Below are 21,777 nucleotides of genomic sequence, written 5' to 3'. Positions count from 1 at the left end.
AAAGAAGTATTCAAAACTATGTAACAGCTTATATTTAAAGGGTTTGTTTGAATCATGCTAAAATTTAAAAAACGAAAAAGTGTGTAATTTACTGTTCGGGTGTGTAAAATGTATACACAAAAACTGTTTACTTTAAAAAAATGAAACAAAAAACCCGACAGTTTTAATAAGCTGTCGGGTTAGATATATAAAAAGGCTGTCAATATTGACAGCCTTTAAAATTATTCTGGATCATTCATTTTGAAAGTATCCATAAAAGCAGTGGTGTAATCTCCTTCAATATATTTAGGATCATCCATCAATTGTCTATGGAAAGGAATGGTTGTTTTGATTCCTTCAATTACGAATTCGTCTAATGCTCTTCTCATTTTACTAATAGCTTCTTCACGAGTTTGTGCTGTAGTAATTAATTTAGCAATCATTGAATCGTAATTTGGTGGAATAGTATAACCTGAATACACGTGAGTGTCTAAACGTACTCCGTGACCACCTGGCATGTGTAATGTTGTAATTTTTCCTGGAGATGGTCTAAATTCGTTAAACGGATCTTCAGCATTGATACGACATTCAATAGCGTGTAATTGAGGTAAATAATTTTTACCAGAAATAGGCACACCAGCAGCTACTAAGATTTGCTCACGAATTAAGTCATAATCTACTACTTGTTCAGTAATAGGGTGTTCTACTTGGATACGAGTATTCATTTCCATGAAGTAGAAGTTTCTGTGTTTGTCAACTAAAAATTCAACAGTTCCAGCACCTTCGTATTTTATATATTCAGCCGCTTTTACAGCTGCTTCTCCCATTTTAGCACGTAATTCGTCTGTCATGAATGGAGAAGGAGTTTCTTCAGTCAATTTTTGGTGACGACGTTGCACAGAACAATCTCTTTCAGAAAGGTGGCAAGCTTTACCGTAAGCATCACCAACAACTTGAATTTCGATATGACGTGGTTCTTCAATTAATTTTTCAAGATACATTCCGTCATTTCCAAAAGCTGCTGCCGATTCTTGACGAGCACCTTCCCAAGCTTTTAATAAATCTTCTGGAGCCCAAACAGCTCTCATTCCTTTTCCACCACCACCAGCAGTTGCTTTTAGCATAACTGGATATCCAAATGAATTAGCTAACTCAGCAGCTTGTTCGAAAGATTCTAAAATTCCAACTGAACCTGGTACACAAGGAACTCCAGCTTCAATCATAGTCGCTTTTGCAGAAGCTTTATCTCCCATCCTGTCAATCATTTCAGGAGAAGCACCTATGAATTTGATGTTATGTTCTTGACAAATTTTCGAAAACTTTGAATTTTCAGATAGAAATCCGTAACCTGGATGAATTGCATCTGCATTTGTAATTTCTGCAGCAGCAATAATATTTGACATCTTCAAATAAGATAAGTTACTTGGTGGAGGTCCAATACAAACAGCTTCATCTGCAAATTTTACGTGTAAACTTTCGGCATCGGCAGTAGAATAAACAGCTACTGTTTTTATACCCATTTCTTTACAAGTTCGGATAACACGAAGTGCTATCTCTCCTCTATTTGCAATTAGTATTTTTTTAAACATTTTTTTTCAATTAGAATAATTAGACAATCAGATAATTAGTTTTAAATCAAATTTGCAATCTAATATCTGCAATCTAAAATTATGATGGATCTACTAAGAATAAAGGTTGGTCAAATTCTACTGGAGACATATCGTCTACCAATATTTTAACGATTTTACCAGATACTTCTGATTCAATTTCATTGAATAATTTCATCGCTTCAATTACACAAAGAACATCTCCTTTTGCAATAGATTTACCAACTTCAACAAACATAGGTTTGTCTGGAGAAGGTTTTCTATAAAAAGTTCCAATGATTGGTGATTTTATGGTAATGTAATTGTTTGTTTCAACAGGTTCAGCTACTGGAGTTGCAGCTACTGGAGCAATTTGTTGTGGAGCTACGGCTTGAGGAATTGCAGTTTGAACAGGTAACTGTTGCACATAAGTTGCTTCGCTAACGTTTCCTTCTAAAGTAGTTCTAATGGTGATTTTAACATCATCCATTTCTAATTTTACTTCTGCAACGCCTGAATTTGCTACAAATTTGATTAGATTTTGAATTTCTTTTAAATCCATAATATTTCTTTTTAGTTTTAATTTATTTTTTATCGTAAGCCCAAGTTAGGTAAATAGATCCCCAAGTAAAACCACCACCAAAAGCAGCAAAAATGATAGTATCTCCTTTTTTGAAAAGGTGTTCAAAATCGTACAATACTAAAGGTAATGTTGCTGATGTAGTATTGCCATATTTTTCAATATTCATCAATACTTTTTCATCTTCTAAGTTCATTCTATGAGCTGTAGCGTCAATAATACGTTTGTTAGCCTGATGAGGAACTAGCCAATTTACATCTTCGTTGGTTAAATTGTTTCTCTTTAAGATTAATGCGCTGGCATCGGCCATATTCGTAACAGCATATTTGAAAACAGTTTTACCATCCTGAATGATATTGTGTTTATTGTCATTTACTGTTTCGATAGTTGTTGGTTGAAGAGATCCACCTGCAGGTATTTTCAAGAAATCACGACCTACGCTATCACTTCTCAAGTATTCATCTTGCAAACCATAACCTTCATAGTTAGGCTCAAACAATACTGCTCCAGCTCCATCACCAAAAATAATACAAGTAGATCTGTCTTTATAATCGACTATAGATGACATTTTATCGGCACCTATTAATAAAACTTTTTTGTATCTTCCAGATTGGATGTATGCAGCTGCAGTTGACATTCCATAAAGAAAACTGGAACATGCAGCTTGTAAATCGTATGCGAATGCATTGGTAGCACCTATTGAAGAGGCTACGTGCGCTCCTGTTGCAGCAACTGGCATATCTGCTGTTGCAGTAGCCATTAAAACTAGATCTATTTCAAGAGGGTCAATGTTTGATTTAGCAATTAAATCTTGTGCAGCTTTTATAGCAAGAAAAGAAGTTCCTTTATCAGCATCTTTTAATATTCTTCTTTCTTTGATTCCCGTGCGTGAGGTTATCCATTCATCATTTGTGTCGACCATTGTTTCTAACACTTTGTTAGAAAGAACAAAGTCAGGAACATAACCACCAACAGCGGTAATTGCGGCTGTAATTGTACTCATTTATACGCGATTATTTATTGTCAAATGTTGCCATTTGCAAAATTTTTAAAAGTCTCTAAAATTACAATAAAAAAACCAAACTAATTATGTTAAGTTTTTCTTATTTGGGGAGGTAAATTATGAACAACAAAAAAAACTCTCACAAGTGAGAGTTCTAATATTGTTTACAAAAACGTATTAAGCAAGAGCTACGACAGATTTATCGATAACAACTTGTCCTCTGTAGTACATTTTTCCTTCATGCCAGTAAGCTCTGTGGTATAAATGTGCTTCTCCAGTAATAGGACATGTAGCGATTTGAGCTACAGTAGCTTTGTAATGTGTTCTTCTTTTGTCTCTTCTAGTTTTCGAGATTTTTCTCTTAGGATGTGCCATTTTACTATATTATTTATCCGTTAATAGTTGCTTTAATTTGTCCCAACGTGGGTCTATATTTTCTTCTTCTTTTTTTTCTTTTTTTTGCTCTTTAATTGTCAATTCTTTCAGTTTTGTCAAAGCTTCAGTGTTTAAACTACCATCCTTTACTCCAGGATGTACTCTTCTTTGTGGAATTGAAAGGATAATCATCTCATAAATATATTGAGCGATATCTATTTCAAATTCTCCAAAAGGGAGTATTAGCAACTCTTCGTTATCATTGTTAAAAGTCTCTCCAAATCGAACAATTAGTTTTAATTTTCCTTTTATAGGTAAATCAAAATCTTCTCCTGTCATGTCACAAGGGACATTGATAGTTCCTTGGTGTTTGAAGTTTAGCTCTAACAAGTTGCTTTGCTTGTCTAAAACTACATTCACTTTGATGTCTGAATTTTGAAATTCATTATAATCAAAGATTTCAAAGAACGCATTACTTATTTGATACTCAAATTTATGTTTCCCTAGCTTCAATCCTACGAAAGGAATTGTATATTCTTTTGTCTTGCTCATTTCAACAACAATTTGCCCTAAACTTCGGGAGTGCAAAGATATAAAATAAATGTAAATCTAATAATGTTATTCACCTTTTTTTGTTTATAACTGTTTTTCTTTTGTTTTTAGGGGCTTTTCGCTGATTTCAGCATATTGATTTCTTGCATTATAGATGTCTATAGCAAGATAAACGGCCTCTTTGAAAGAATTATAGTCGGCTTTATTTTTTCCAGCAATATCATAAGCAGTTCCATGATCAGGGGAAGTTCTTATTTTATTAAGTCCAGCTGTATAATTTACGCCATTACCAAAAGATAGTGTTTTGAAAGGAATCAAGCCTTGGTCATGATAAGTAGCTATAATGGCATCGTATTTTTCATATTGATTGCTTCCGAAGAAGCCATCTGCTGCAAAAGGACCAAATACTAGAGTTCCTTTTTCAAATATTTTTTTCAATGTTGGTTTTAATATAGTGTCATCTTCATTTCCTATAACACCTCCATCGCCACAATGAGGATTAAGACCAAGTACCGCAATTTTAGGTTTATTGATGCTAAAATCCTGTATTAAGGTTTGATTGATAGTTTGGATTTTTTTGATAATTAATTCTTCAGTCAAATGAGAAGCTACTTCGTTAATTGGAATATGATCTGTTAGTAAACCTACTCTTAGGTTGTCTTGAACCATTAGCATTAAAGCATCTCCTTCTAATTCCTGATTTAAATAATCGGTATGTCCTGGGAATTTAAAATCTTCAGATTGAATATTGTATTTATTTATAGGTGCGGTAACTAATACGTCTATTTCGCCATCTTTTAATGCTTTGGTAGCGGCAACAAACGATTTGATTGCATATTCTCCTATTTTTTCATCATTGGTTCCAAGGTTTAAATCAATTCCTTCTCTCCAAAGATTGAAAACATTGACCTTGCCAATTACAATTTGGTCTAGTTTATCTATGCCGTGTAAAGGAATTACGGATTCAAAATTTTTTCTGATGAATGATAATATTTTTACATTGGCAAAAATAACGGGAGTACATAATTCTAACATACGAGGATCTTCGAATGTTTTTAGAATTACTTCGCTTCCAATACCGTTTAAATCTCCTATTGAAATTCCGACGATTATATTTTCTGCTTTTTTCATAATGTTCTCTAGTTATTTATTGCTAATTTTGAAGTGCAAATTTAGTAAAATAAAATAAGAAATGTTTACAGGAATCATAGAAACCCTTGGTAGAATACATGAGATTCAAAAAGAACGTGACAACCTTCATATAACAGTCGATTCAAGTATTAGTTCTGAACTTAAAATCGATCAAAGTGTTGCTCATAACGGAATATGTTTAACGGTTGTTGCTATAAAAGACTCTTTATATACGGTTACAGCTATTGCCGAAACTATTCTTAAAACAAATATTGGCTCTTGGCAAGAAGGTGATATTGTTAACTTAGAAAGAGCGATGAAATTAGGCGATCGATTAGATGGACATATTGTACAAGGTCATGTGGATCAAACTGGAAAATGTATTGGAATAGAAGAAGCCAACGGAAGCTGGAATTTTACTTTTGAATACGACTCAATCTTTAGTAATATTACTATTGAAAAAGGTTCAATTACTGTGAATGGTGTAAGTTTGACAGTAGTGAATTCTAAAACCAATCAATTCGGAGTATCTATTATTCCGTATACTTTTGAAAACACTAATTTTAAAAGCTTTGCAGTAGGTTCGTTAATAAATCTTGAATTTGATGTGATTGGAAAATATGTTTCGAGGTTGTATAATAAGTAATATTTGTTAGTGTTTAAAATTCAGTAAAATGCTTTATCTCTTAATGATTTTTCATAATTCAAATTTTTAGTTTGGATATAATGCCATTTAGAAATATAAAAATAGTCTTATTGTCGGTTCGAGCGCAGTCGAGAACCATTATTGAATCTCGACTGCGCTCGATTTGACAAAATAAGTAGGCTTATCTTCTAATTGGTATAATAGTAAATTTCGTTAGCATTCAATCGGCAGAGGTTATGAATTAGTTTTGATTACAAATAACAGAAAGGTTATAAAACAAAAAACTCCAATTTTATATTGGAGTTTTTTGTTTCATAGTGTGTTTATGAATGGTATAGATGCCAAAAATAAGTGCTATTATGAGTACTGTGATTAGGTTGTCATTGATTGGTACACTAAATCCAAGTGGCGGATCAGGTGGTCCAGGATCTGGTGGAGGGATAACTTGTGAATAAGCTAACATGTTTAAGAATAAACATACTACAGTTATTAAGAAATGAAATTGTTTATTTTTCATTTGTAATTTTTTGTTTTTATGGATTTGGGGGTCCGTGAATTTTAGTGGCAAATGTAAAATATTTAATGAATACTCGTTAACTGAAAATCTTTTAATTTTAAAATTTTATTTTATTTGTTAAAAAAAAACATAATAGTTATAGATGTTTTCCTGTTATTGTAATGATTCTAAAATTTCTTAAAATTTGTTTTAAGCTTTTTTAAAATTTGTCTTCTAGCTAATCCCGATTAATGATTAGGTTTTTTAGGTTATAATTTTTTAAAGGTTTGAGTGCAGTTGAATAAAAGTTCTTTACAAACTAGTTCTCATTTGAAAAAACAAAACATTGAAAAATTAGTCTTATTAATTTAAAATTACTTTTCTAGTTTGCTCTACGCCGTTTTTAAATATAATTTTAACCAGTAACACTTCATTGTTAATTCTTAAATTTGAAACCTCTGCAACTGAATTGTTGATTTTGTCTTTGCTGTAAATTGTTTTTCCAGAAAGATCATAAACAACTACTTTGTCAATTGTTTCTGACTTTGCGTTTATCGAAATTACTTTGTTTTTTACGGTGATAGTTAACTCTTTTGAAGTGTTTTCAAAATCATCTACTCCTAGTGTTTTATTCGTGTATTTTAAAACGAATCTATTATTAAAAGTTCCGTCAGAACTATTAAAATTATAACCTCCTGTGCGTAAATCATAAGTGGTATTGGTTTCTTTGTCAAGTAGATAAATGGTTTGATTGTCTAAGTTTCCATCGGTGTGGTCTATGCTTATGGTAAATTTACTTTGAACGGCTGGTGTTTTTGCTAGATTAACCATATATCCTAAAGGAACTTCGTCAGTGTCTGAAAAAGGCAATGCACGACCTTGAATAACTAATTTAGAGGTGCTGTAGTTACTGTAGAAGTTTGCATAAGTGTTGGAGTTAAGGCTTACTCCATCGTACAAACGATCGAAATCATTAGTTGCGCCATCAACATAACCAATTAAAATCTGCTTAAATAAGCCTTCATTATTGGTTAGGTTTAGCCATACTCTGTTTTTTTCAGTCGTAGTTTTTTTAGTCATTTTATAAAATGTGCTATTATTAGATCCGCCAACACGCATGTCATTTGTGAAAACAATTGGATCATTCGTCCAGCCTGCTATCATAAAAGCTTGACCCGCACTGATATAATCTATATCTCCAATTGGTGTAACGGTATTGTCTACTGAAACTCCTCCTGTAATGTTGTATGGAGCATAATCAGATTGAGTGTAATTATATTGATAGGCTCCGCCAGGAACAGAACCGGTAGCTGGAGGGGTAATGTGTCTCCAAAAATAAACAGTGCCATACAAATTTATATTTGCGGAAAGAAATTTTTTAGTATCTAATGCTGATGGATAAGGATTTCCTATGAGTTTCCATGCGCCTGTTCGTGTAACAGAAATATCACCATTATTAGGTACACCTGTAAAAGTACCATCAAAATTAGCAGCAGTAGTAGTAAACGATTTAGGTGCCATTATTGCGTTTCCGAGACCTGGTATCATAATGGTTGGACCTCCAACAAAAGACCATTTGATATTATCATAATCTTGGAACCCATCTGATATCGTATTCGGGGAAAAAGCATTCATAGCCACACCTGACACAGGTGAAGACCAAAAAGTATAATCGTACAGTTTTATATTTGTTTTTCTGATGTAGGTAATGTTTCCGGTATTTACTACATAATTGTTTTGTACCAAACTTGATTTGTCTTCGAAGGTTAAGGATCCGCTTGTGACTTTAACTTCATTTGCAATAGTCATTGTTTGGCCTGTTTTAATAACAACAACAGCTCCTAAATTTATGGTGCAAGAACAACCCGAAATATCTGCTGCCGTTGCGGGATAATTTCCATTAAAAACAATTGGATCATTGATTGTCGGTGTTGATGGAAGCCAACTGGTTGTCCAAGTTTTAAGGGTTCCAGAACAAGTAGCGCCAACTTTAACTTTTCCTGTGGTACTAGCAAAGAAAGTATTATTGGTATAATCTGGAGCCGATAAAGTAGATCCCCAAGTTCCATTTTCTCGTAAAATACCTCCCAAGGTCATTGATTTTGCTGTATGAACAATAGTTGTATTCAAATTGGCTGTAACACTTGCGTCTATAGAAAGTTTATTTTTAATGTTTATTGCTGTGCCAGGAAATGTTTTAGTTCCTGAAGTAGCTAAATTTAAATTGTAATATTCGGTATTATGAATTGCTTGGTTGTTTCCTGAGTATTTTACAGTAGCATTATCACCATTTAAAGTCATGGTAGATGTCGGGGTGGCTGATAAAAGAAATGGAGACGCATTAGTTAAAATTAAAGTTTTGCTATACGAAGTACTGGGAAGGATACTTATGCCATCGCCAACGGTGGTAAGGGAAGGCATTATGAATGTTGATTCGCTATTAGCTTGATTTGTTGTTTTTATTTGGCCTCCTACTGTTATACTACCATTTTCAAAATTGAAGGAGGCGTTGTTTGTATTTGGTGAGCTATAAGTACTGTACAAATTTAAATCTGCGGTAATAGTTAAGTTTGAAATGTAGGAAATTATTCCTGTAGGTCTAGTGTTACCAGGAGTGGTGGTTGGAATTCCTACATCTATAGAGGCACAAATTAAAGTTCCGTCTCCTGCGATTGTTAACAGTCTAAGACTTGAATTTGATGACCTCACAAGAATATTTCCTGATACACTTAATGTGCTTGGAGCATAGATAATAAGCTTGCCGATGTTTGAATCTAAAGTAATCTTTGCACATTGTGTGTCAATGATAACTTCAATGGTGTGACCAGAATCTATAATGACTTCATCTGTGGCTAAAGGAACAGATCCGCCAACCCAAGTAGTACCATCTGACCATAATCCTGAATTTGCTGAAGTGATTATTGCAGCAAACCCAAAACTATGTACTAAAAGTGCTAATACTATACTAAAAAATATTTTTGTTTTCATATATCAATGGGGTAATGTTTGTATAGAAATTTTGTAGGTTATAAAAATGCATGTGCTTTTTGTTGCAAAACGCATGTTATTTTAGGTGCAAAATTACGACTCTTTTCTTGTCTCGCAATACTGTTTTTACTTATTTGTTTCTTTTCGGGGTTAATAATTTAACTGTTATAAGCTATGTATTCAAATCTATACATGATTTTTGATAGTGAAATAAGTGTGAAAAGAGTAGTGATTTTTTAGTTGAAAAGTGGACAGGATGACTATTTCTGAAAATCTCTAAATTATATAAGAAGCTTTATTTTGTCCAGTTTTTTGCGTAAAAAAAGCCTTTCAATTGCTTGAAAGGCTTGTAAACTGTGGTCCCACCTGGGCTCGAACCAGGGACCACCTGATTATGAGTCAGGTGCTCTAACCAGCTGAGCTATAGGACCGGTTAAGAGTTTGCAATATTACTACAATTTTTTTATTGCCACAAGTATTTTTTTGGTAGATTTTTGAATAATTTGGCTAACTAGCGTAATTTGTTTTAAAAAGGACTGATTATGAATTGACTAATTTTTATTTTATTTCTTGACATAATTCAATTAATACACCATTCGTATCTTTTGGATGTAAAAAAACGACCAGTTTATTATCGGCGCCTTTTTTTGGTGTTTCATTTAGAACAGTAAAACCTTCGGATTTGAGACGCTCAATTTCAGAAAGAATATCTTCTACATCAAAAGCGATATGGTGAATACCTTCCCCTTTTTTTTCAAGAAACTTGGCTATTGGACTTTCTGGTGTAGTAGCTTCTAGAAGTTCGATTTTGTTTGGTCCGTTCATAAAGAAGGATGTTTTTACGCCTTCGCTTGCTACTTCTTCATGTTTGTATGCGGGAGCCCCAAAGAGTTTTGAAAATAATAAATTGGACTCTTCCAGATTATTTACTGCGATGCCGATGTGTTCTATTTTTTTCATTATTTGTGTTTATCTTTAAAAATCGGGCTCTCGCAAAGGCGCAAGGACGCAAAGAAATCGGTTATGGATTTTGCGTCTTTGCGCCTTTGCGAGAAGAATTGAAAGTCTAATGTTTTGCTCCTTAAATCATAAAACAAATATAAAAAACTTTAGGAGTTTATGACTTTGTAAGGTGGTCTCTCAAAAAAATAGTATTTTTGCACCATGGAAACAAATAGACAGAAAAAAATAGGCGGAGTTATCCAAAAAGATTTGGTTGATATTTTGCAAGGTGAAGTGAGAAAAAATGGAATTACTAATTTGATAATTTCAGTATCCAAGGTTGTGGTGACTACAGATTTGTCTGTGGCTACGGTGCATTTAAGTGTTTTTCCTCAAGAAAAAGCAGCGGAAACTTTAGTAGGGATTAAGGCTAATTCGAGTTTGATTAAGCATGATTTATCGCAAAGAGTGCGTTTACAATTGCGTAAAGTACCTAATCTGGTTTTCTTTATTGATGATTCATTGGATTATATCGAGAAGATTGATAATGCTTTGAAAAACCAAGAAAATCCAATCGAGAATAGAGATTTGTTGGACAAACGCAGATTTCAATAAAATTTGAATTTTCCACTTTACATAGCCAAGCGATATATTTTTAGCAAAAGTTCTAATAATGCTATCAATATTATTAATCGTATCGCGAGTATGGGGGTTATTGTGGGAGCAATGGCATTGTTTGTTGTGCTCTCGGTTTTTTCGGGTCTGAAGGATTTTAGTCTTTCATTTACAAGTGATATTGATCCCGATTTTAAAGTAAGTAGTACGCTTGGTAAATCTTTTTTTGTTACACCTAAACAAGAGAAAGAGATTGCGAATATTGAAGGAGTGGCAACTTACACTAAAGTTGTTGAGGAACGAGTGTTGTTTACTTTTAATGGAAAACAAGAAGTTACTTATCTAAAAGGTGTTGATTCTACCTTTAACACCGTTAGTAATTTTAATAGAAAAATTTTCAAGGGAGAATGGTTAAAGCCTAATACTTATCAAGTTGTGGTGGGGTGGGGTACTGCTGAAAAGTTTTCAATGGGTTTGTTAGATTACAAAAATGCTTTTGAAGTGTTTGTTCCAAAACCAGGTAAGGGAGCGATTGAAAGACCTGACCAGGCATTTAATTCGGAGGAAGTTTTTCCTGTTGGTATATATGCAATTAGCGAAGATTTGGATTCTAAATATGTTTTTGCTGATTTGGGTTTGGCTCAAGAATTATTAGAATATAAAACCAATCAGATTTCTAGTATTGAAATGAGACTAAAGAAAGGTGCAGATGAGCATTTTATAATCAATAAACTCCAATCGATTTTCAATAATAAAATTACCGTAAAAAATAAGGAACAATTAAATGAGTCTTTGTATAAAATGCTTAATACCGAAAATATAGCGGTGTATTTGATATTTACTTTGGTAATTATTGTGGCACTTTTTAACTTGATTGGTGCGCTTATCATGATGATTTTGGATAAAAAAGGCAACCTAAAAACCCTTTTTAATCTTGGAACTGACATTAACGATTTGCGTAATATATTTCTGCTTCAAGGTACTTTGTTGAGTGTTTTTGGAGGGATTATTGGATTATTATTGGGTGTTGTAATTGTATTGTTACAGCAACAGTTTCAGTATATAATGATAACGCCTACACTGGCTTATCCTGTGATTTTTAATTTTGAAAATGTTTTAATCGTTATGGCAACTATTGTCACACTTGGCTTTATTGCTTCGCTGATTGCTAGTAGTAGAGTGACTAAAAAGCTGTTGGATTAAGATTTAAATCTAAGTGTTTTATATTTTTTAAAATAAATCTTACTAATCATTAAGGATAATTATTATTTTTATCACAAAATAATAATTACAAATCTTATTTAATGAAAAATCAAGATTATTCCTTTATTCTAAAATTATCCAAAAGCTACATTCTAACTTCAATCTTAGTATTGATTGCTAGCAATTGTTTTTCGCAATGGAAAACAGCTGAAGCAAACAATATTAAAGGAGATGTTACAATTTCGTATGAAGTAATTTATGATAAAGAATTGTCTTTGGAGGAAAAACAATCATCTGAATATTTAAGTGAAATTACAGTCACATTTAATAAAGATAATTTGATAGAACATAGGTTTGGCTATGATCTGAAAGCAGAAAAAAATTTTTGGCTTTTGAATTACAATATTTTGAAAGTGTATTTGTGTTCGACTTCAGGAAACAATAAAAAAGCAATTCAATATGATTTTAAAGACTCACCTGTTATCGTTGAGCCTATACTAAATATTGAGCCAAAAATAATTTTTGACTTTCCGTGTGAAAAAGCAAAGGTTATGATTAATAAAGTTCCTAAAGATATTTACTACACCAAAAAAATAGGTTTGAAATACTGCGATAAATTTAAATTAGATGGATTTCTTATAGAGTATCCTGGTTACAGCAAGACTTTAGGGCATTATACCGTTAAGGTCAAAAAAGTAGTTTACGACGATTTGCCAAAATCTTTTTACTCTCTGAGCGATTTCGATATAAAAATAGGAGAAGTGCTCCCAAGTTTATTAAATACTTCTACAACAGCTAATGAAATACGCACGAAAGATATTGGAAAAAAAGCTGTTGTATTCCAAGATTTTAATACCAAAAAAGAAAAAATTGATACTGAAAATATGCTTGGAGATGTCATTGTTTATAATTTTTGGATTGCAAGTGAATCATATGACACTGAAATTCTAAAATTAAATCAATTGAAAAAAAAATACAAAGGTAAAAACGTTCACTTTGTTGCCATTGCGCTGAATTCAGAAAATGAATTAACTCCATTCCTAAAAAAATATCCTTTTGATTATGATATTATTCCAGGAGGGAATTCAATTGCTAATAAGTTTAATGTTATATATCCCACAAATATAATTGTAGATAAAAAAGGAGTCATTCAATTTTATGAGATAGGTTATAAAACTGATATTGTAGAAAAAATGACCTCTGAAATAGATAAATATTTAGAACAATAATCCTAATTTTTGATTTTTTTAAATATCGATTATAAAATCTGAGGCAGTTTGTTAGGAATGTCTTCTTTTGAATGCCAAAAAGCCAAGATAGCAACTTCATCATTTTCCCAGATATAATAAAGTCCATAAGGAAATTTATTCAACCAAAATATTCTGATTTTAAAATAGCGACATTGGAAACTTTCGGGATTTTTTGCAATAGTATTAAAGGCTAATCGGATTTCTTTTTCTATTCGTCTAGCTAGAGTAATGTCCTTTGATGCATAATAGAAATTATATTTTCGATTTCAATCGCTACATTTGTTTTTAAAGTGAGTTTGTTATAACTCATATTTAGATTTTAAAGAATCTAAAAAGTCAAATGCATTTATTCCAGATTTAGGGTTTTCCTGATGTTCTGCTAATCGTTTGTCCAATTCCTTTTTTTGATTTTCAGATAAAGAAATAGGTTCAATTTCGTGCAACACAAAATCCTTCACTTTCTGAATGATAGAAGCGTCATTGATGTTTTGAAGTAAATCAATCAAAAAAGATTTTTCGGTCTGAACACTCATGATAAAAACTGTTTACACAAATATACTGAAAATTAGAAAACAATAACTTGGATTCTTTAAGTTTTAAACAACCTCATAACCCGCATAAGCTTCTTCGATTTCATTCAGCACTGCAAATAATTCTTCGGGACGATCTAGGGTTACTAATTTTTGTTTGAAAGTTTTAAACGAATGAATTCCTTTGAAATAATTGGTATAATGAGGACGAGTTTCAACAATTCCTAAACGTTCTCCTTTCCATTCCATAGCCCAAGTAAGGTGGTTACGAACTGCTTCGACTCTATCGGCAACGGTAGGTTTTGCTAAATGCTCTCCTGTATTAAAGAAATGTTTGATTTCGTTAAAAATCCAAGGGTAACCAATAGCAGCACGACCAATCATTATTCCATCGATACCATATTCGTTTTTATAATGCAATGCTTTTTCGGGTGAATCGATATCACCGTTCCCAAAAATAGGCATGGTGATTCTTGGGTTGTTTTTGACGCGGGCAATGTGAGACCAATCAGAGTGGCCTTTGTACATTTGGGCACGTGTTCTGGCGTGAATGCTCAAAGCAGCAACACCAATATCTTGCAAACGTTCGGCAACTTCGTCTATATTTATAGAATTGTCATCCCAACCCAAACGCGTTTTTACTGTTACGGGCAAATGAGTACTGTCAATAACAGCTTGAGTTAAACGAATCATTAAATCGACATCTTTTAAAACTCCGGCGCCTGCCCCTTTGCAAACTACTTTCTTAACGGGACAACCAAAATTGATATCTATTAAATCTGGGTTTACGGTAGAAACGATTTTTGAGGAAAGTGCCATTGCTTCTTCATCACCTCCAAAAATCTGGATTCCGACTGGACGTTCGTAATCGAAAATGTCTAATTTCATTCGGCTTTTGATGGCGTCACGAATTAATCCTTCGGAAGAAATGAATTCAGAGTACATCATATCAGCTCCATGCATTTTACACAATCTACGGAATGGCGGATCGCTCACATCCTCCATAGGTGCTAGTAATAATGGGAAATCTGGTAATTCTATGTTGCCAATCTTGATCATCTTCCTGAATTTTTTGCAAAATTACGTTTTTTAAGCGGAAAGACAAAAGAAGATATCGAAAGACCTTAATTATAAAGCCTTTAGTCAGTAAATTACGAAGTATGTATTTGATTTGTAGTGAATGATATAGAACTAAAAAATGATTCACAAATGATACGGATTGAACAGATAAACATAGATTTAACTTCGGGAAATGTGTAAAATAGTTGCAATGACTTGACAAGTAGCCTACTGAAATAAAATGTTTGTCCTGAGTTTGTAGTTGCTACGCTTTGAAACTATTGAATTTAGCGTATATTTGCAGATTAATTGTCGTAATGACGAGTTTGCGTGAGGGATAGCAGTGGAAAGCCCACAGTCCCGACTTTTTCGGGACGAGGACTTGTAGCGAATAGCCCGACCCTTGTGGTCACGCCCAAATGATTTGGCTTATTATGACATATAATATTGATATTTAGAGAAAATGAAACATATTAGAAATTTTTGCATTATTGCACATATTGATCACGGGAAAAGTACATTGGCTGACCGTTTACTTGGGGCAACTCAGACGGTTACGGCTCGTGAAGAAAAGGCGCAATTGCTGGATAATATGGACTTGGAGCGTGAACGTGGGATTACAATTAAGAGTCACGCGATACAAATGGAATACACTTACAAGGGTGAGGAATATGTCCTAAACTTGATTGATACTCCGGGACACGTGGATTTTTCGTATGAAGTTTCTCGTTCGATTGCGGCTTGTGAAGGAGCACTTTTGATTGTAGATGCGGCTCAGAGTATTCAGGCTCAGACGATTTCTAATTTATATTTGGCATTAGAGAATGACTTGGAAATTATTCCAGTTTTGAATAAAGTAGATTTACCAAGTGCCAATCCTGAGGAAGTTAGTGACGATATTATTGATTTACTGGGATGTAAATTGGAAGATATTATTCATGCTTCGGGAAAAACTGGTTTTGGTGTTGAAAATATTTTGGCAGCAATTATTGAAAAAATTCCTGCACCAAAAGGAAATAAAGACGAGCCACTTCAGGCTTTGATTTTTGATTCACATTACAATCCTTTTAGAGGAATTGAGGTTATTTTTAGAGTTGTTAATGGTGAAATCAAAAAAGGGCAAAAAATTAAATTCATGGCTACGGGCAATGAATATTTTGCTGATGAAGTAGGAACTTTGAAACTAAACCAAGTTCCGAAAAGTGTAATTTCGACAGGAGATGTTGGTTATTTGATTTCGGGGATTAAAGAAGCCAAAGAAGTAAAAGTTGGGGATACCTTGACGGATGCTAAGGTGCCAACTGTTAATATGATTACTGGTTTTGAGGATGTAAAGCCAATGGTTTTTGCCGGTATTTACCCTGTAGACACAGAAGATTATGAGGATTTGCGTGCTTCGATGGAAAAATTGCAATTGAACGATGCTTCACTTGTATTTTTACCAGAGAGTTCAGCTGCTTTAGGTTTTGGTTTCCGTTGTGGATTCTTAGGAATGTTGCACATGGAAATTGTTCAAGAGCGTTTGGAGCGTGAGTTTGATATGACTGTTATTACTACAGTTCCTAACGTTTCGTATTTGGCTTACACAAAAAAAGATCCGGAAACTGCCTTTGTAGTAAACAATCCATCTGATTTACCAGAACCTTCTAAATTGGATCGAGTAGAAGAACCTTACATCAAAGCTACTATCATTACCAAAGCTGATTTTGTTGGGAATGTAATGAGTTTGTGTATCGAAAAACGTGGAGTTATTACGAATCAAACGTATTTGACTACTGAGCGTGTTGAGTTAAACTTTGACATGCCATTGGCCGAAATTGTATTTGATTTTTATGATCGTTTGAAAACAGTTTCTAAAGGCTATGCTTCTTTTGATTACTCGCCAATTGGAATGCGTACTTCAAAATTAGTGAGACTAGATGTTCTTTTAAATGCACAATCTGTAGATGCACTTTCGGCCTTAATTCACGAAAGTAATGCTTACAACATTGGTAAAAAAATGTGTGAGAAATTACGTGAATTGATTCCAAGACAACAATTTGATATTCCGATTCAGGCTGCAATTGGTGCCAAAATCATTGCGCGTGAAACGATAAAAGCTTTGCGTAAAGACGTTACTGCCAAATGTTATGGGGGAGATATTTCTCGTAAACGTAAATTACTTGAAAAACAGAAAAAAGGTAAAAAACGTATGAGACTGGTTGGAAATGTTGAAATTCCACAAGAAGCGTTTATGGCTGTTTTGAAATTGAACGACTAGATTTTTTTCTAGAGAATAGAAGAAAGAGTAATGAATATAGAGGAAACCTGATGATGTAAAAATTGTCAGGTTTTTTTGTTTGCTGCAACTTGTTTTTACTAACTTTGTTTTTATGGAAACTATAAAATTAAATATCGATTTGAGTGTCAATCAATTGATTGAAGCTGTGAAGCAACTTTCTCCTAAGGATAGATTGAGAGTTAATGATGCTATCTGGAATGAAGATATGGAAATTCCTGTCGAACACCAACGAATTGTTTTAAACCGAATGGCAAAAGCAAAAGCAAACCCCGAAAGACTTTTAGATTGGGATGAAGTTTCTAAAACGCTTTAGGACTTGCATTTTCAATTAAAAATAGACACTGAGGCTTTGAATGACATTCAAGAAACTTTTGAATGGTATGAAATGCAATTGAAAGGATTGGGTTTACGTTATAAAACGCAAGTCAAAAAACAAATCAATTCTTTAAAAAAAGACCCTTATCTTTTTAGTATAAAATACAATGAAATTCGATGTAGGAAAATAGAAAAATTTCCTTTTTTGATTCATTACCTAATAAATGAAAACACAAAAAATGTTATTGTTTTTGCCGTTTTTCATACTTCTAGAAACCCAGAAATCTGGAAAAGAAACAAATAAGGAAAACTTCAATAACAAAAGTTGTTAGGTTTTCTATTTTGAAATGTATCTTTGAGATTCTATGCTCAAAACCTTTGTAACTTAAAAAAAATGCTCGACGAAACCCCAAAACGATTTGACCGCATTGTTGCCATTCTTATTCAACTGCAATCCAAAAAAATTGTAAAAGCACAGGAATTGGCAGATCGTTTTGATGTTAGTTTGCGAACTATTTATCGTGACATTCGAACATTAGAAGCTTCAGGAGTTCCTATTTATAGTGAAGCTGGTGTTGGTTATGCTTTAATGGAAGGCTATCGGTTACCGCCAGTAATGTTTACCCGCGAAGAAGCAAGCAGTTTTATCGCTGCGGAAAAATTAATGCAGAAATTTACAGATGCAACTCTGGGAAATCATTATGCTTCGGCGATGTACAAACTAAAAGCAGTTCTCAGAAGCGATGATAAAGATTGGGTTTCTAGTATTGAGTCGAGTGTTCTGATGCAGTCGTCAGAGAAGCTTTTTAATGATAAATCGCCGAATACTCTGGCTACTCTTTTTGAAAGTATCGCTGAAAAAACACAAGTTATTCTTTCGTATGAAGCGATTCAATCGGATGGAATTACTGTGCGAAATATTGAGCCTGTTGGTGTTTTTCACGATAATAACAATTGGTATATGTTTGGATATTGTCATTTGCGAAATGATTATCGTCAGTTTCGGGCTGATCGAATTCATGGAATCCAAAAAACGGAAATTCCTTTCTCCATAGAACACGAAGGATTGGAAACGTATTTAGATAAAAACAAAGACGTTTCTACGACTAAAATTCGGATTCTTGTAGCTAAAAAAATCGCCAAATATCTGGCGTATGAACGAAAATACCACGGCTTTGTTTCTGAAAAAGTAATAGACGATGAAATTGAAATGACTTTCATGTCTTGTGATACGCTGGAAGGATTTTCGCGCTGGTATATGATGTTTGGAGATTATGCCACGATACTGGAACCAGAAGGATTAAAAACCAGAATTCTGGAATTACTTGAAATAAACAAGCAACGACTTTTATAAAAACATTGTTTCTTTTTATAAACCATTAAGATATTAAGAAAATTAAGTTTTAGCCTTAATGAAACTTAATATCTTAATGGTAAATTCAAATTTTATCTTTCCCAGAAAAAAGGAGGTTCAATGCCTAATGCACGCAAATACACATATCCCTGACCTCGATGATGCACTTCATTATCAATAAAATATAATATGTTTTGAATAATAGGGAATTCATATTGACCAAACAATTTGAATGTTTCGTTGAAATCTTCGATGGTTAATTTCTGCCAGTTTTCATTAATTTCTGCTGTAGCTTCGTCCCATTTTTCAAGATATTGCGCTTTGAAAATTAGTTTTTCAGCACCTTCACCATAAGGTTGAATCTCTCTGTTTACGATCCCTTTTAAAGCAGGAGCTCCAATGGCTAAAAGTTCATCGGCTAATTTTGAAAAAGGTCTCATCCCACCAATTGAAAATTCAAAGAAATCTTTTTCAGGAAACAATTCTATCACACGACGTGTCAAAGCGCGGTGTCCTTGCCAGTGTTTTAATAAATCTTCGGGAGTAATAACTTGTGCTGCTAGTGTTTTCATAATTTTAAAGTTTTTGATTTTTTACTTCTTCAAAATTATTGAGGGTTGGTGACAACAGTTTGTCAGTAGTATTTTATTTTTTTTTAAAGGATAGAAAAAAAGCAAAGAAGAAAGGCAAAACCTGATGATTAAAAAAATCAGTTTTTACCTTTAAATGCCTTTATCTTTTACGGAGAGTAAATTTTATTTGTCCTTCAACCAATCGAACAATCGCTGAGCATCGGCACCTTTAAACAACTGGGTTCCTTCGTTCATTGTGGCTGCAGAACCACAGGCAACACCCCAGCGAATAACTTCTTTCAGGCTTTTGTTTTGTGAAAGAGCCCAAACCATTCCACCCACCATACTGTCTCCAGCGCCTACAGTACTTTTTTTAGCTACATTGGGAGCAGGGACAAATTCATAATTATCTTTGGTTACCAAAACGGCACCTTGAGGGCCAAGAGAAACGACTACAATTTCGGCTCCACCTTTGGCAATGATTTGTTTGGCAGCCTCGTTTACTTCTTCCATTTCCAATCTTTCTACACCAATTAATTTAGCCAGTTCGCCTACGTTGGGCTTGATTAAATAAGCACCAGTTTCTAGCACTTTTTTCAAAGCTTCCCCTGAAGTGTCGACTATTAATTTTGCGCCAGATTGTTTCGCTATTAGGGCTATTTTTTGATAAAAATCAGATGATAAACCTTCGTTTAAACTACCACTGGCAACTATGAATTTTGACTTTAAATTGATAACAGCATTTAGAAAAGCTTGTTCTTCTTCATTAGTGATTTCTCCTCCGGTAAATCCAAAACGATATTGTGAATTAGTATTTTCATCTACGGCAACAAAACTTTCTCTCGTCCAGGTTTGGATAGGAATAGCCTGAAAAGGGATAGCTTCTTTGGATACTAATTCTTCCAGCATTTTTCCTAATGGCCCTCCAGAAGTGAAAATTGCCAAAGAAGTACCTGCTAAACGTGAAATAGCTTTAGAAACATTGATTCCACCTCCACCTGCATCAAACCGAGGTTCTGAACAGCGAATTTTTTGTTCGGCAACTAAACCTTTAAAATGGGTACTTTTATCCAAAGCAGGATTTACTGTGAGCGTAATGATATCGTATGTGTTCATTATTTATAATGTTTTGAATACTAAAGGTGCGAAAAAATCATAAAAAACCATCCAATTAAGGGCAACTATTTCTTTGTATATTTGCAATCTTAAAAAATTGTAAAAATCAATAATAGCGAATGAAGTGATTGCTTCATTCTTCCCAATAATCATGATTGAAGATAAAAACCCACAACGTACTAGTATAGCTCAACTTGGTGAATTTGGTTTGATAGACCATTTAACCAAAAACTTCGAAATTACTCAACCTTCTACACTAAAAGGAATTGGAGATGATGCAGCTGTATTGGATTTTGGAACAAAAAAAGTAGTTGTTTCTACTGATTTGTTGATTGAAGGTGTACATTTTGATTTGGCTTATGTGCCTTTAAAACATTTAGGATACAAATCGGTAGTAGTTAATGTGTCAGATATTTGTGCGATGAATGCCAGACCAACACAAATTACTGTTTCTATTGCTGTATCTAATCGTTTTCCATTGGAAGCGTTAGAAGAGCTATATGAAGGAATTAACCATGCAGCGCAAGAGTATAAAGTTGATGTAATAGGAGGGGACACTACTTCTTCTCAAAAAGGATTGATTATTAGCATTACCGCTCTTGGAGAAGCTGATGAAAATGAAATTGTTTATAGAAATGGTGCCAAACAAACTGATTTATTAGTAGTAACCGGTGATATTGGAGCTGCATATATGGGATTACAGGTATTGGAAAGAGAAAAGCAAGTTTTTCAGGTTAATCCTAATTCACAACCCGATTTAGATGCTTATACGTATTTGATAGAAAGACAATTAAAACCCGAAGCCCGTAAAGACGTACGTACGTTATTACACGCTTTAGAAATAAAACCAACGGCAATGATCGATATTTCCGATGGATTGTCTTCAGAGATAATGCATTTGTGCAAACAATCAGGAGTAGGCTGTAATTTATATGAAGATAAGTTGCCAATTGATCCTCAATTTATTTCAACTTGCGAAGAGTTTAATATTGACAGCACAACTGTTGCTATCAATGGAGGAGAGGATTATGAATTACTCTTTACCATTGCAATGGATGATTTTGATAAAATAAAAGGAAATCCAAATTTCTCTATTATTGGGCACATGACACAAGAAAGCGAAGGAATACATTTGGTAACTCGTGCTAATACTAGGATACCTTTGAAAGCTAGAGGATGGGATGCTATAAGTGAATAAACGTTT

At 33.6% G+C, this 21,777-nt stretch carries 21 protein-coding genes, 1 tRNA gene and 1 pseudogene; 9 read left to right on the top strand and 14 right to left on the bottom strand.

Going from position 1 to position 21,777, the window contains the following annotated elements:
* Positions 1-221 precede the first annotated feature (221 nt).
* The 6 genes from accC to pdxA all read right to left on the bottom strand — a co-directional run bounded on the left by accC (position 222) and on the right by pdxA (position 5,209).
* Positions 222-1,568, bottom strand: a complete 1,347-nt coding sequence (gene accC, locus ACUN3A_RS08115; protein WP_445550791.1) for an acetyl-CoA carboxylase biotin carboxylase subunit — start codon at positions 1,566-1,568, stop codon at positions 222-224.
* Between the two features lie 79 nt (positions 1,569-1,647).
* Positions 1,648-2,127: an acetyl-CoA carboxylase biotin carboxyl carrier protein gene (gene accB, locus ACUN3A_RS08110; RefSeq protein ID WP_445550790.1), complete on the bottom strand. Its 480-nt coding sequence runs from the start codon at positions 2,125-2,127 to the stop codon at positions 1,648-1,650.
* 22 nt (positions 2,128-2,149) lie between these two features.
* Positions 2,150-3,148, bottom strand: a complete 999-nt coding sequence (locus tag ACUN3A_RS08105) for a beta-ketoacyl-ACP synthase III (protein WP_445550789.1) — start codon at positions 3,146-3,148, stop codon at positions 2,150-2,152.
* Between the two features lie 177 nt (positions 3,149-3,325).
* Complete coding sequence (rpmF, locus tag ACUN3A_RS08100) at positions 3,326-3,523, bottom strand: 50S ribosomal protein L32 (protein WP_100432852.1); 198 nt, start codon at positions 3,521-3,523, stop codon at positions 3,326-3,328.
* A gap of 9 nt (positions 3,524-3,532) precedes the next feature.
* The gene (locus ACUN3A_RS08095) at positions 3,533-4,075 is read right to left on the bottom strand and encodes a YceD family protein (RefSeq protein ID WP_445550788.1); all 543 of its coding nucleotides are present in this window, start codon (positions 4,073-4,075) and stop codon (positions 3,533-3,535) included.
* 84 nt (positions 4,076-4,159) lie between these two features.
* On the bottom strand, positions 4,160-5,209 hold the full coding sequence (gene pdxA / locus ACUN3A_RS08090) for a 4-hydroxythreonine-4-phosphate dehydrogenase PdxA (RefSeq protein ID WP_445552820.1): 1,050 nt from the start codon (positions 5,207-5,209) through the stop codon (positions 4,160-4,162).
* 58 nt (positions 5,210-5,267) lie between these two features.
* Here pdxA and ACUN3A_RS08085 point away from each other — a divergent pair, with 58 nt between their 5' ends.
* Positions 5,268-5,852 (top strand): riboflavin synthase, encoded by a 585-nt coding sequence (locus ACUN3A_RS08085; RefSeq protein WP_445550787.1) that lies wholly within the window; start codon positions 5,268-5,270, stop codon positions 5,850-5,852.
* An 859-nt stretch (positions 5,853-6,711) separates the two neighbouring features.
* Here ACUN3A_RS08085 and ACUN3A_RS08080 read toward each other — a convergent pair.
* From ACUN3A_RS08080 to mce, 3 genes are all read right to left on the bottom strand, one after another.
* Positions 6,712-9,336 carry a hypothetical protein gene (locus ACUN3A_RS08080; RefSeq protein WP_445550786.1) on the bottom strand — a complete coding sequence of 875 codons (2,625 nt, stop codon included), beginning with the start codon at positions 9,334-9,336 and terminating at the stop codon, positions 6,712-6,714.
* A gap of 357 nt (positions 9,337-9,693) precedes the next feature.
* Positions 9,694-9,767, bottom strand: a tRNA-Ile gene (locus ACUN3A_RS08075).
* 127 nt (positions 9,768-9,894) lie between these two features.
* Entirely contained in the window at positions 9,895-10,296 is a 402-nt protein-coding gene (mce, locus tag ACUN3A_RS08070) for a methylmalonyl-CoA epimerase (RefSeq protein WP_445550785.1), read from the bottom strand.
* A gap of 204 nt (positions 10,297-10,500) precedes the next feature.
* Between mce and rbfA the strand changes: the two genes are divergently transcribed.
* The 3 genes from rbfA to ACUN3A_RS08055 all read left to right on the top strand — a co-directional run bounded on the left by rbfA (position 10,501) and on the right by ACUN3A_RS08055 (position 13,325).
* A complete protein-coding gene (gene rbfA / locus ACUN3A_RS08065; RefSeq protein ID WP_315198165.1) occupies positions 10,501-10,893 on the top strand; it encodes a 30S ribosome-binding factor RbfA in 393 nt (130 codons plus the stop codon).
* A gap of 3 nt (positions 10,894-10,896) precedes the next feature.
* Positions 10,897-12,096: an ABC transporter permease gene (locus ACUN3A_RS08060; protein ID WP_445550784.1), complete on the top strand. Its 1,200-nt coding sequence runs from the start codon at positions 10,897-10,899 to the stop codon at positions 12,094-12,096.
* A gap of 101 nt (positions 12,097-12,197) precedes the next feature.
* Positions 12,198-13,325, top strand: a complete 1,128-nt coding sequence (locus ACUN3A_RS08055) for a TlpA family protein disulfide reductase (RefSeq protein ID WP_445550783.1) — start codon at positions 12,198-12,200, stop codon at positions 13,323-13,325.
* Positions 13,326-13,354: 29 nt separating this feature from the next.
* Here ACUN3A_RS08055 and ACUN3A_RS08050 read toward each other — a convergent pair.
* The 3 genes and pseudogenes from ACUN3A_RS08050 to dusB form a co-directional block, all read right to left on the bottom strand.
* Positions 13,355-13,582: pseudogene (locus tag ACUN3A_RS08050) on the bottom strand (type II toxin-antitoxin system RelE/ParE family toxin); the annotation flags it as partial.
* Between the two features lie 63 nt (positions 13,583-13,645).
* Positions 13,646-13,879 (bottom strand): addiction module protein, encoded by a 234-nt coding sequence (locus ACUN3A_RS08045; RefSeq protein ID WP_445550782.1) that lies wholly within the window; start codon positions 13,877-13,879, stop codon positions 13,646-13,648.
* Positions 13,880-13,942: 63 nt separating this feature from the next.
* The gene (dusB, locus tag ACUN3A_RS08040; RefSeq protein WP_445550781.1) at positions 13,943-14,935 is read right to left on the bottom strand and encodes a tRNA dihydrouridine synthase DusB; all 993 of its coding nucleotides are present in this window, start codon (positions 14,933-14,935) and stop codon (positions 13,943-13,945) included.
* Between the two features lie 463 nt (positions 14,936-15,398).
* Here dusB and lepA point away from each other — a divergent pair, with 463 nt between their 5' ends.
* From lepA to ACUN3A_RS08020, 4 genes are all read left to right on the top strand, one after another.
* On the top strand, positions 15,399-17,195 hold the full coding sequence (gene lepA, locus ACUN3A_RS08035; RefSeq protein ID WP_445550780.1) for a translation elongation factor 4: 1,797 nt from the start codon (positions 15,399-15,401) through the stop codon (positions 17,193-17,195).
* A 112-nt stretch (positions 17,196-17,307) separates the two neighbouring features.
* The gene (locus ACUN3A_RS08030; protein WP_445550779.1) at positions 17,308-17,529 is read left to right on the top strand and encodes an addiction module protein; all 222 of its coding nucleotides are present in this window, start codon (positions 17,308-17,310) and stop codon (positions 17,527-17,529) included.
* A 3-nt stretch (positions 17,530-17,532) separates the two neighbouring features.
* Positions 17,533-17,835 carry a type II toxin-antitoxin system RelE/ParE family toxin gene (locus tag ACUN3A_RS08025; protein ID WP_445550778.1) on the top strand — a complete coding sequence of 101 codons (303 nt, stop codon included), beginning with the start codon at positions 17,533-17,535 and terminating at the stop codon, positions 17,833-17,835.
* A gap of 90 nt (positions 17,836-17,925) precedes the next feature.
* A complete protein-coding gene (locus tag ACUN3A_RS08020) occupies positions 17,926-18,885 on the top strand; it encodes a helix-turn-helix transcriptional regulator (RefSeq protein WP_445550777.1) in 960 nt (319 codons plus the stop codon).
* 92 nt (positions 18,886-18,977) lie between these two features.
* Here the strand turns inward: ACUN3A_RS08020 and ACUN3A_RS08015 are convergent, their stop codons facing one another.
* Positions 18,978-19,457 (bottom strand): DinB family protein, encoded by a 480-nt coding sequence (locus ACUN3A_RS08015; protein ID WP_445550776.1) that lies wholly within the window; start codon positions 19,455-19,457, stop codon positions 18,978-18,980.
* 183 nt (positions 19,458-19,640) lie between these two features.
* Positions 19,641-20,573 carry a 1-phosphofructokinase family hexose kinase gene (locus ACUN3A_RS08010; RefSeq protein ID WP_445550775.1) on the bottom strand — a complete coding sequence of 311 codons (933 nt, stop codon included), beginning with the start codon at positions 20,571-20,573 and terminating at the stop codon, positions 19,641-19,643.
* A 151-nt stretch (positions 20,574-20,724) separates the two neighbouring features.
* Here ACUN3A_RS08010 and thiL point away from each other — a divergent pair, with 151 nt between their 5' ends.
* On the top strand, positions 20,725-21,771 hold the full coding sequence (gene thiL / locus ACUN3A_RS08005; RefSeq protein WP_445550774.1) for a thiamine-phosphate kinase: 1,047 nt from the start codon (positions 20,725-20,727) through the stop codon (positions 21,769-21,771).
* Positions 21,772-21,777 lie beyond the last annotated feature (6 nt).

Source organism: Flavobacterium sp. WC2509, assembly GCF_052683105.1.
The sequence above is the reverse complement of the archived record's forward strand: the minus strand, read 5'-3'. Positions and strand labels throughout refer to the sequence as shown.

Excerpts from the sequence above, each read along its gene's own strand:
- ACUN3A_RS08030 (WP_445550779.1), top strand. The coding sequence starts at position 17,308 with ATGGAAACTATAAAATTAAATATCGATTTGAGTGTCAATCAATTGATT.
- ACUN3A_RS08045 (WP_445550782.1), bottom strand. The coding sequence starts at position 13,879 with ATGAGTGTTCAGACCGAAAAATCTTTTTTGATTGATTTACTTCAAAAC.
- ACUN3A_RS08085 (WP_445550787.1), top strand. The coding sequence starts at position 5,268 with ATGTTTACAGGAATCATAGAAACCCTTGGTAGAATACATGAGATTCAA.
- accB (WP_445550790.1), bottom strand. The coding sequence starts at position 2,127 with ATGGATTTAAAAGAAATTCAAAATCTAATCAAATTTGTAGCAAATTCA.
- ACUN3A_RS08015 (WP_445550776.1), bottom strand. The coding sequence starts at position 19,457 with ATGAAAACACTAGCAGCACAAGTTATTACTCCCGAAGATTTATTAAAA.
- ACUN3A_RS08055 (WP_445550783.1), top strand. The coding sequence starts at position 12,198 with ATGAAAAATCAAGATTATTCCTTTATTCTAAAATTATCCAAAAGCTAC.
- lepA (WP_445550780.1), top strand. The coding sequence starts at position 15,399 with ATGAAACATATTAGAAATTTTTGCATTATTGCACATATTGATCACGGG.
- ACUN3A_RS08105 (WP_445550789.1), bottom strand. The coding sequence starts at position 3,148 with ATGAGTACAATTACAGCCGCAATTACCGCTGTTGGTGGTTATGTTCCT.
- rpmF (WP_100432852.1), bottom strand. The coding sequence starts at position 3,523 with ATGGCACATCCTAAGAGAAAAATCTCGAAAACTAGAAGAGACAAAAGA.
- ACUN3A_RS08095 (WP_445550788.1), bottom strand. The coding sequence starts at position 4,075 with ATGAGCAAGACAAAAGAATATACAATTCCTTTCGTAGGATTGAAGCTA.
- mce (WP_445550785.1), bottom strand. The coding sequence starts at position 10,296 with ATGAAAAAAATAGAACACATCGGCATCGCAGTAAATAATCTGGAAGAG.
- ACUN3A_RS08020 (WP_445550777.1), top strand. The coding sequence starts at position 17,926 with ATGCTCGACGAAACCCCAAAACGATTTGACCGCATTGTTGCCATTCTT.
- accC (WP_445550791.1), bottom strand. The coding sequence starts at position 1,568 with ATGTTTAAAAAAATACTAATTGCAAATAGAGGAGAGATAGCACTTCGT.
- dusB (WP_445550781.1), bottom strand. The coding sequence starts at position 14,935 with ATGATCAAGATTGGCAACATAGAATTACCAGATTTCCCATTATTACTA.
- ACUN3A_RS08080 (WP_445550786.1), bottom strand. The coding sequence starts at position 9,336 with ATGAAAACAAAAATATTTTTTAGTATAGTATTAGCACTTTTAGTACAT.
- thiL (WP_445550774.1), top strand. The coding sequence starts at position 20,725 with ATGATTGAAGATAAAAACCCACAACGTACTAGTATAGCTCAACTTGGT.
- rbfA (WP_315198165.1), top strand. The coding sequence starts at position 10,501 with ATGGAAACAAATAGACAGAAAAAAATAGGCGGAGTTATCCAAAAAGAT.
- ACUN3A_RS08010 (WP_445550775.1), bottom strand. The coding sequence starts at position 20,573 with ATGAACACATACGATATCATTACGCTCACAGTAAATCCTGCTTTGGAT.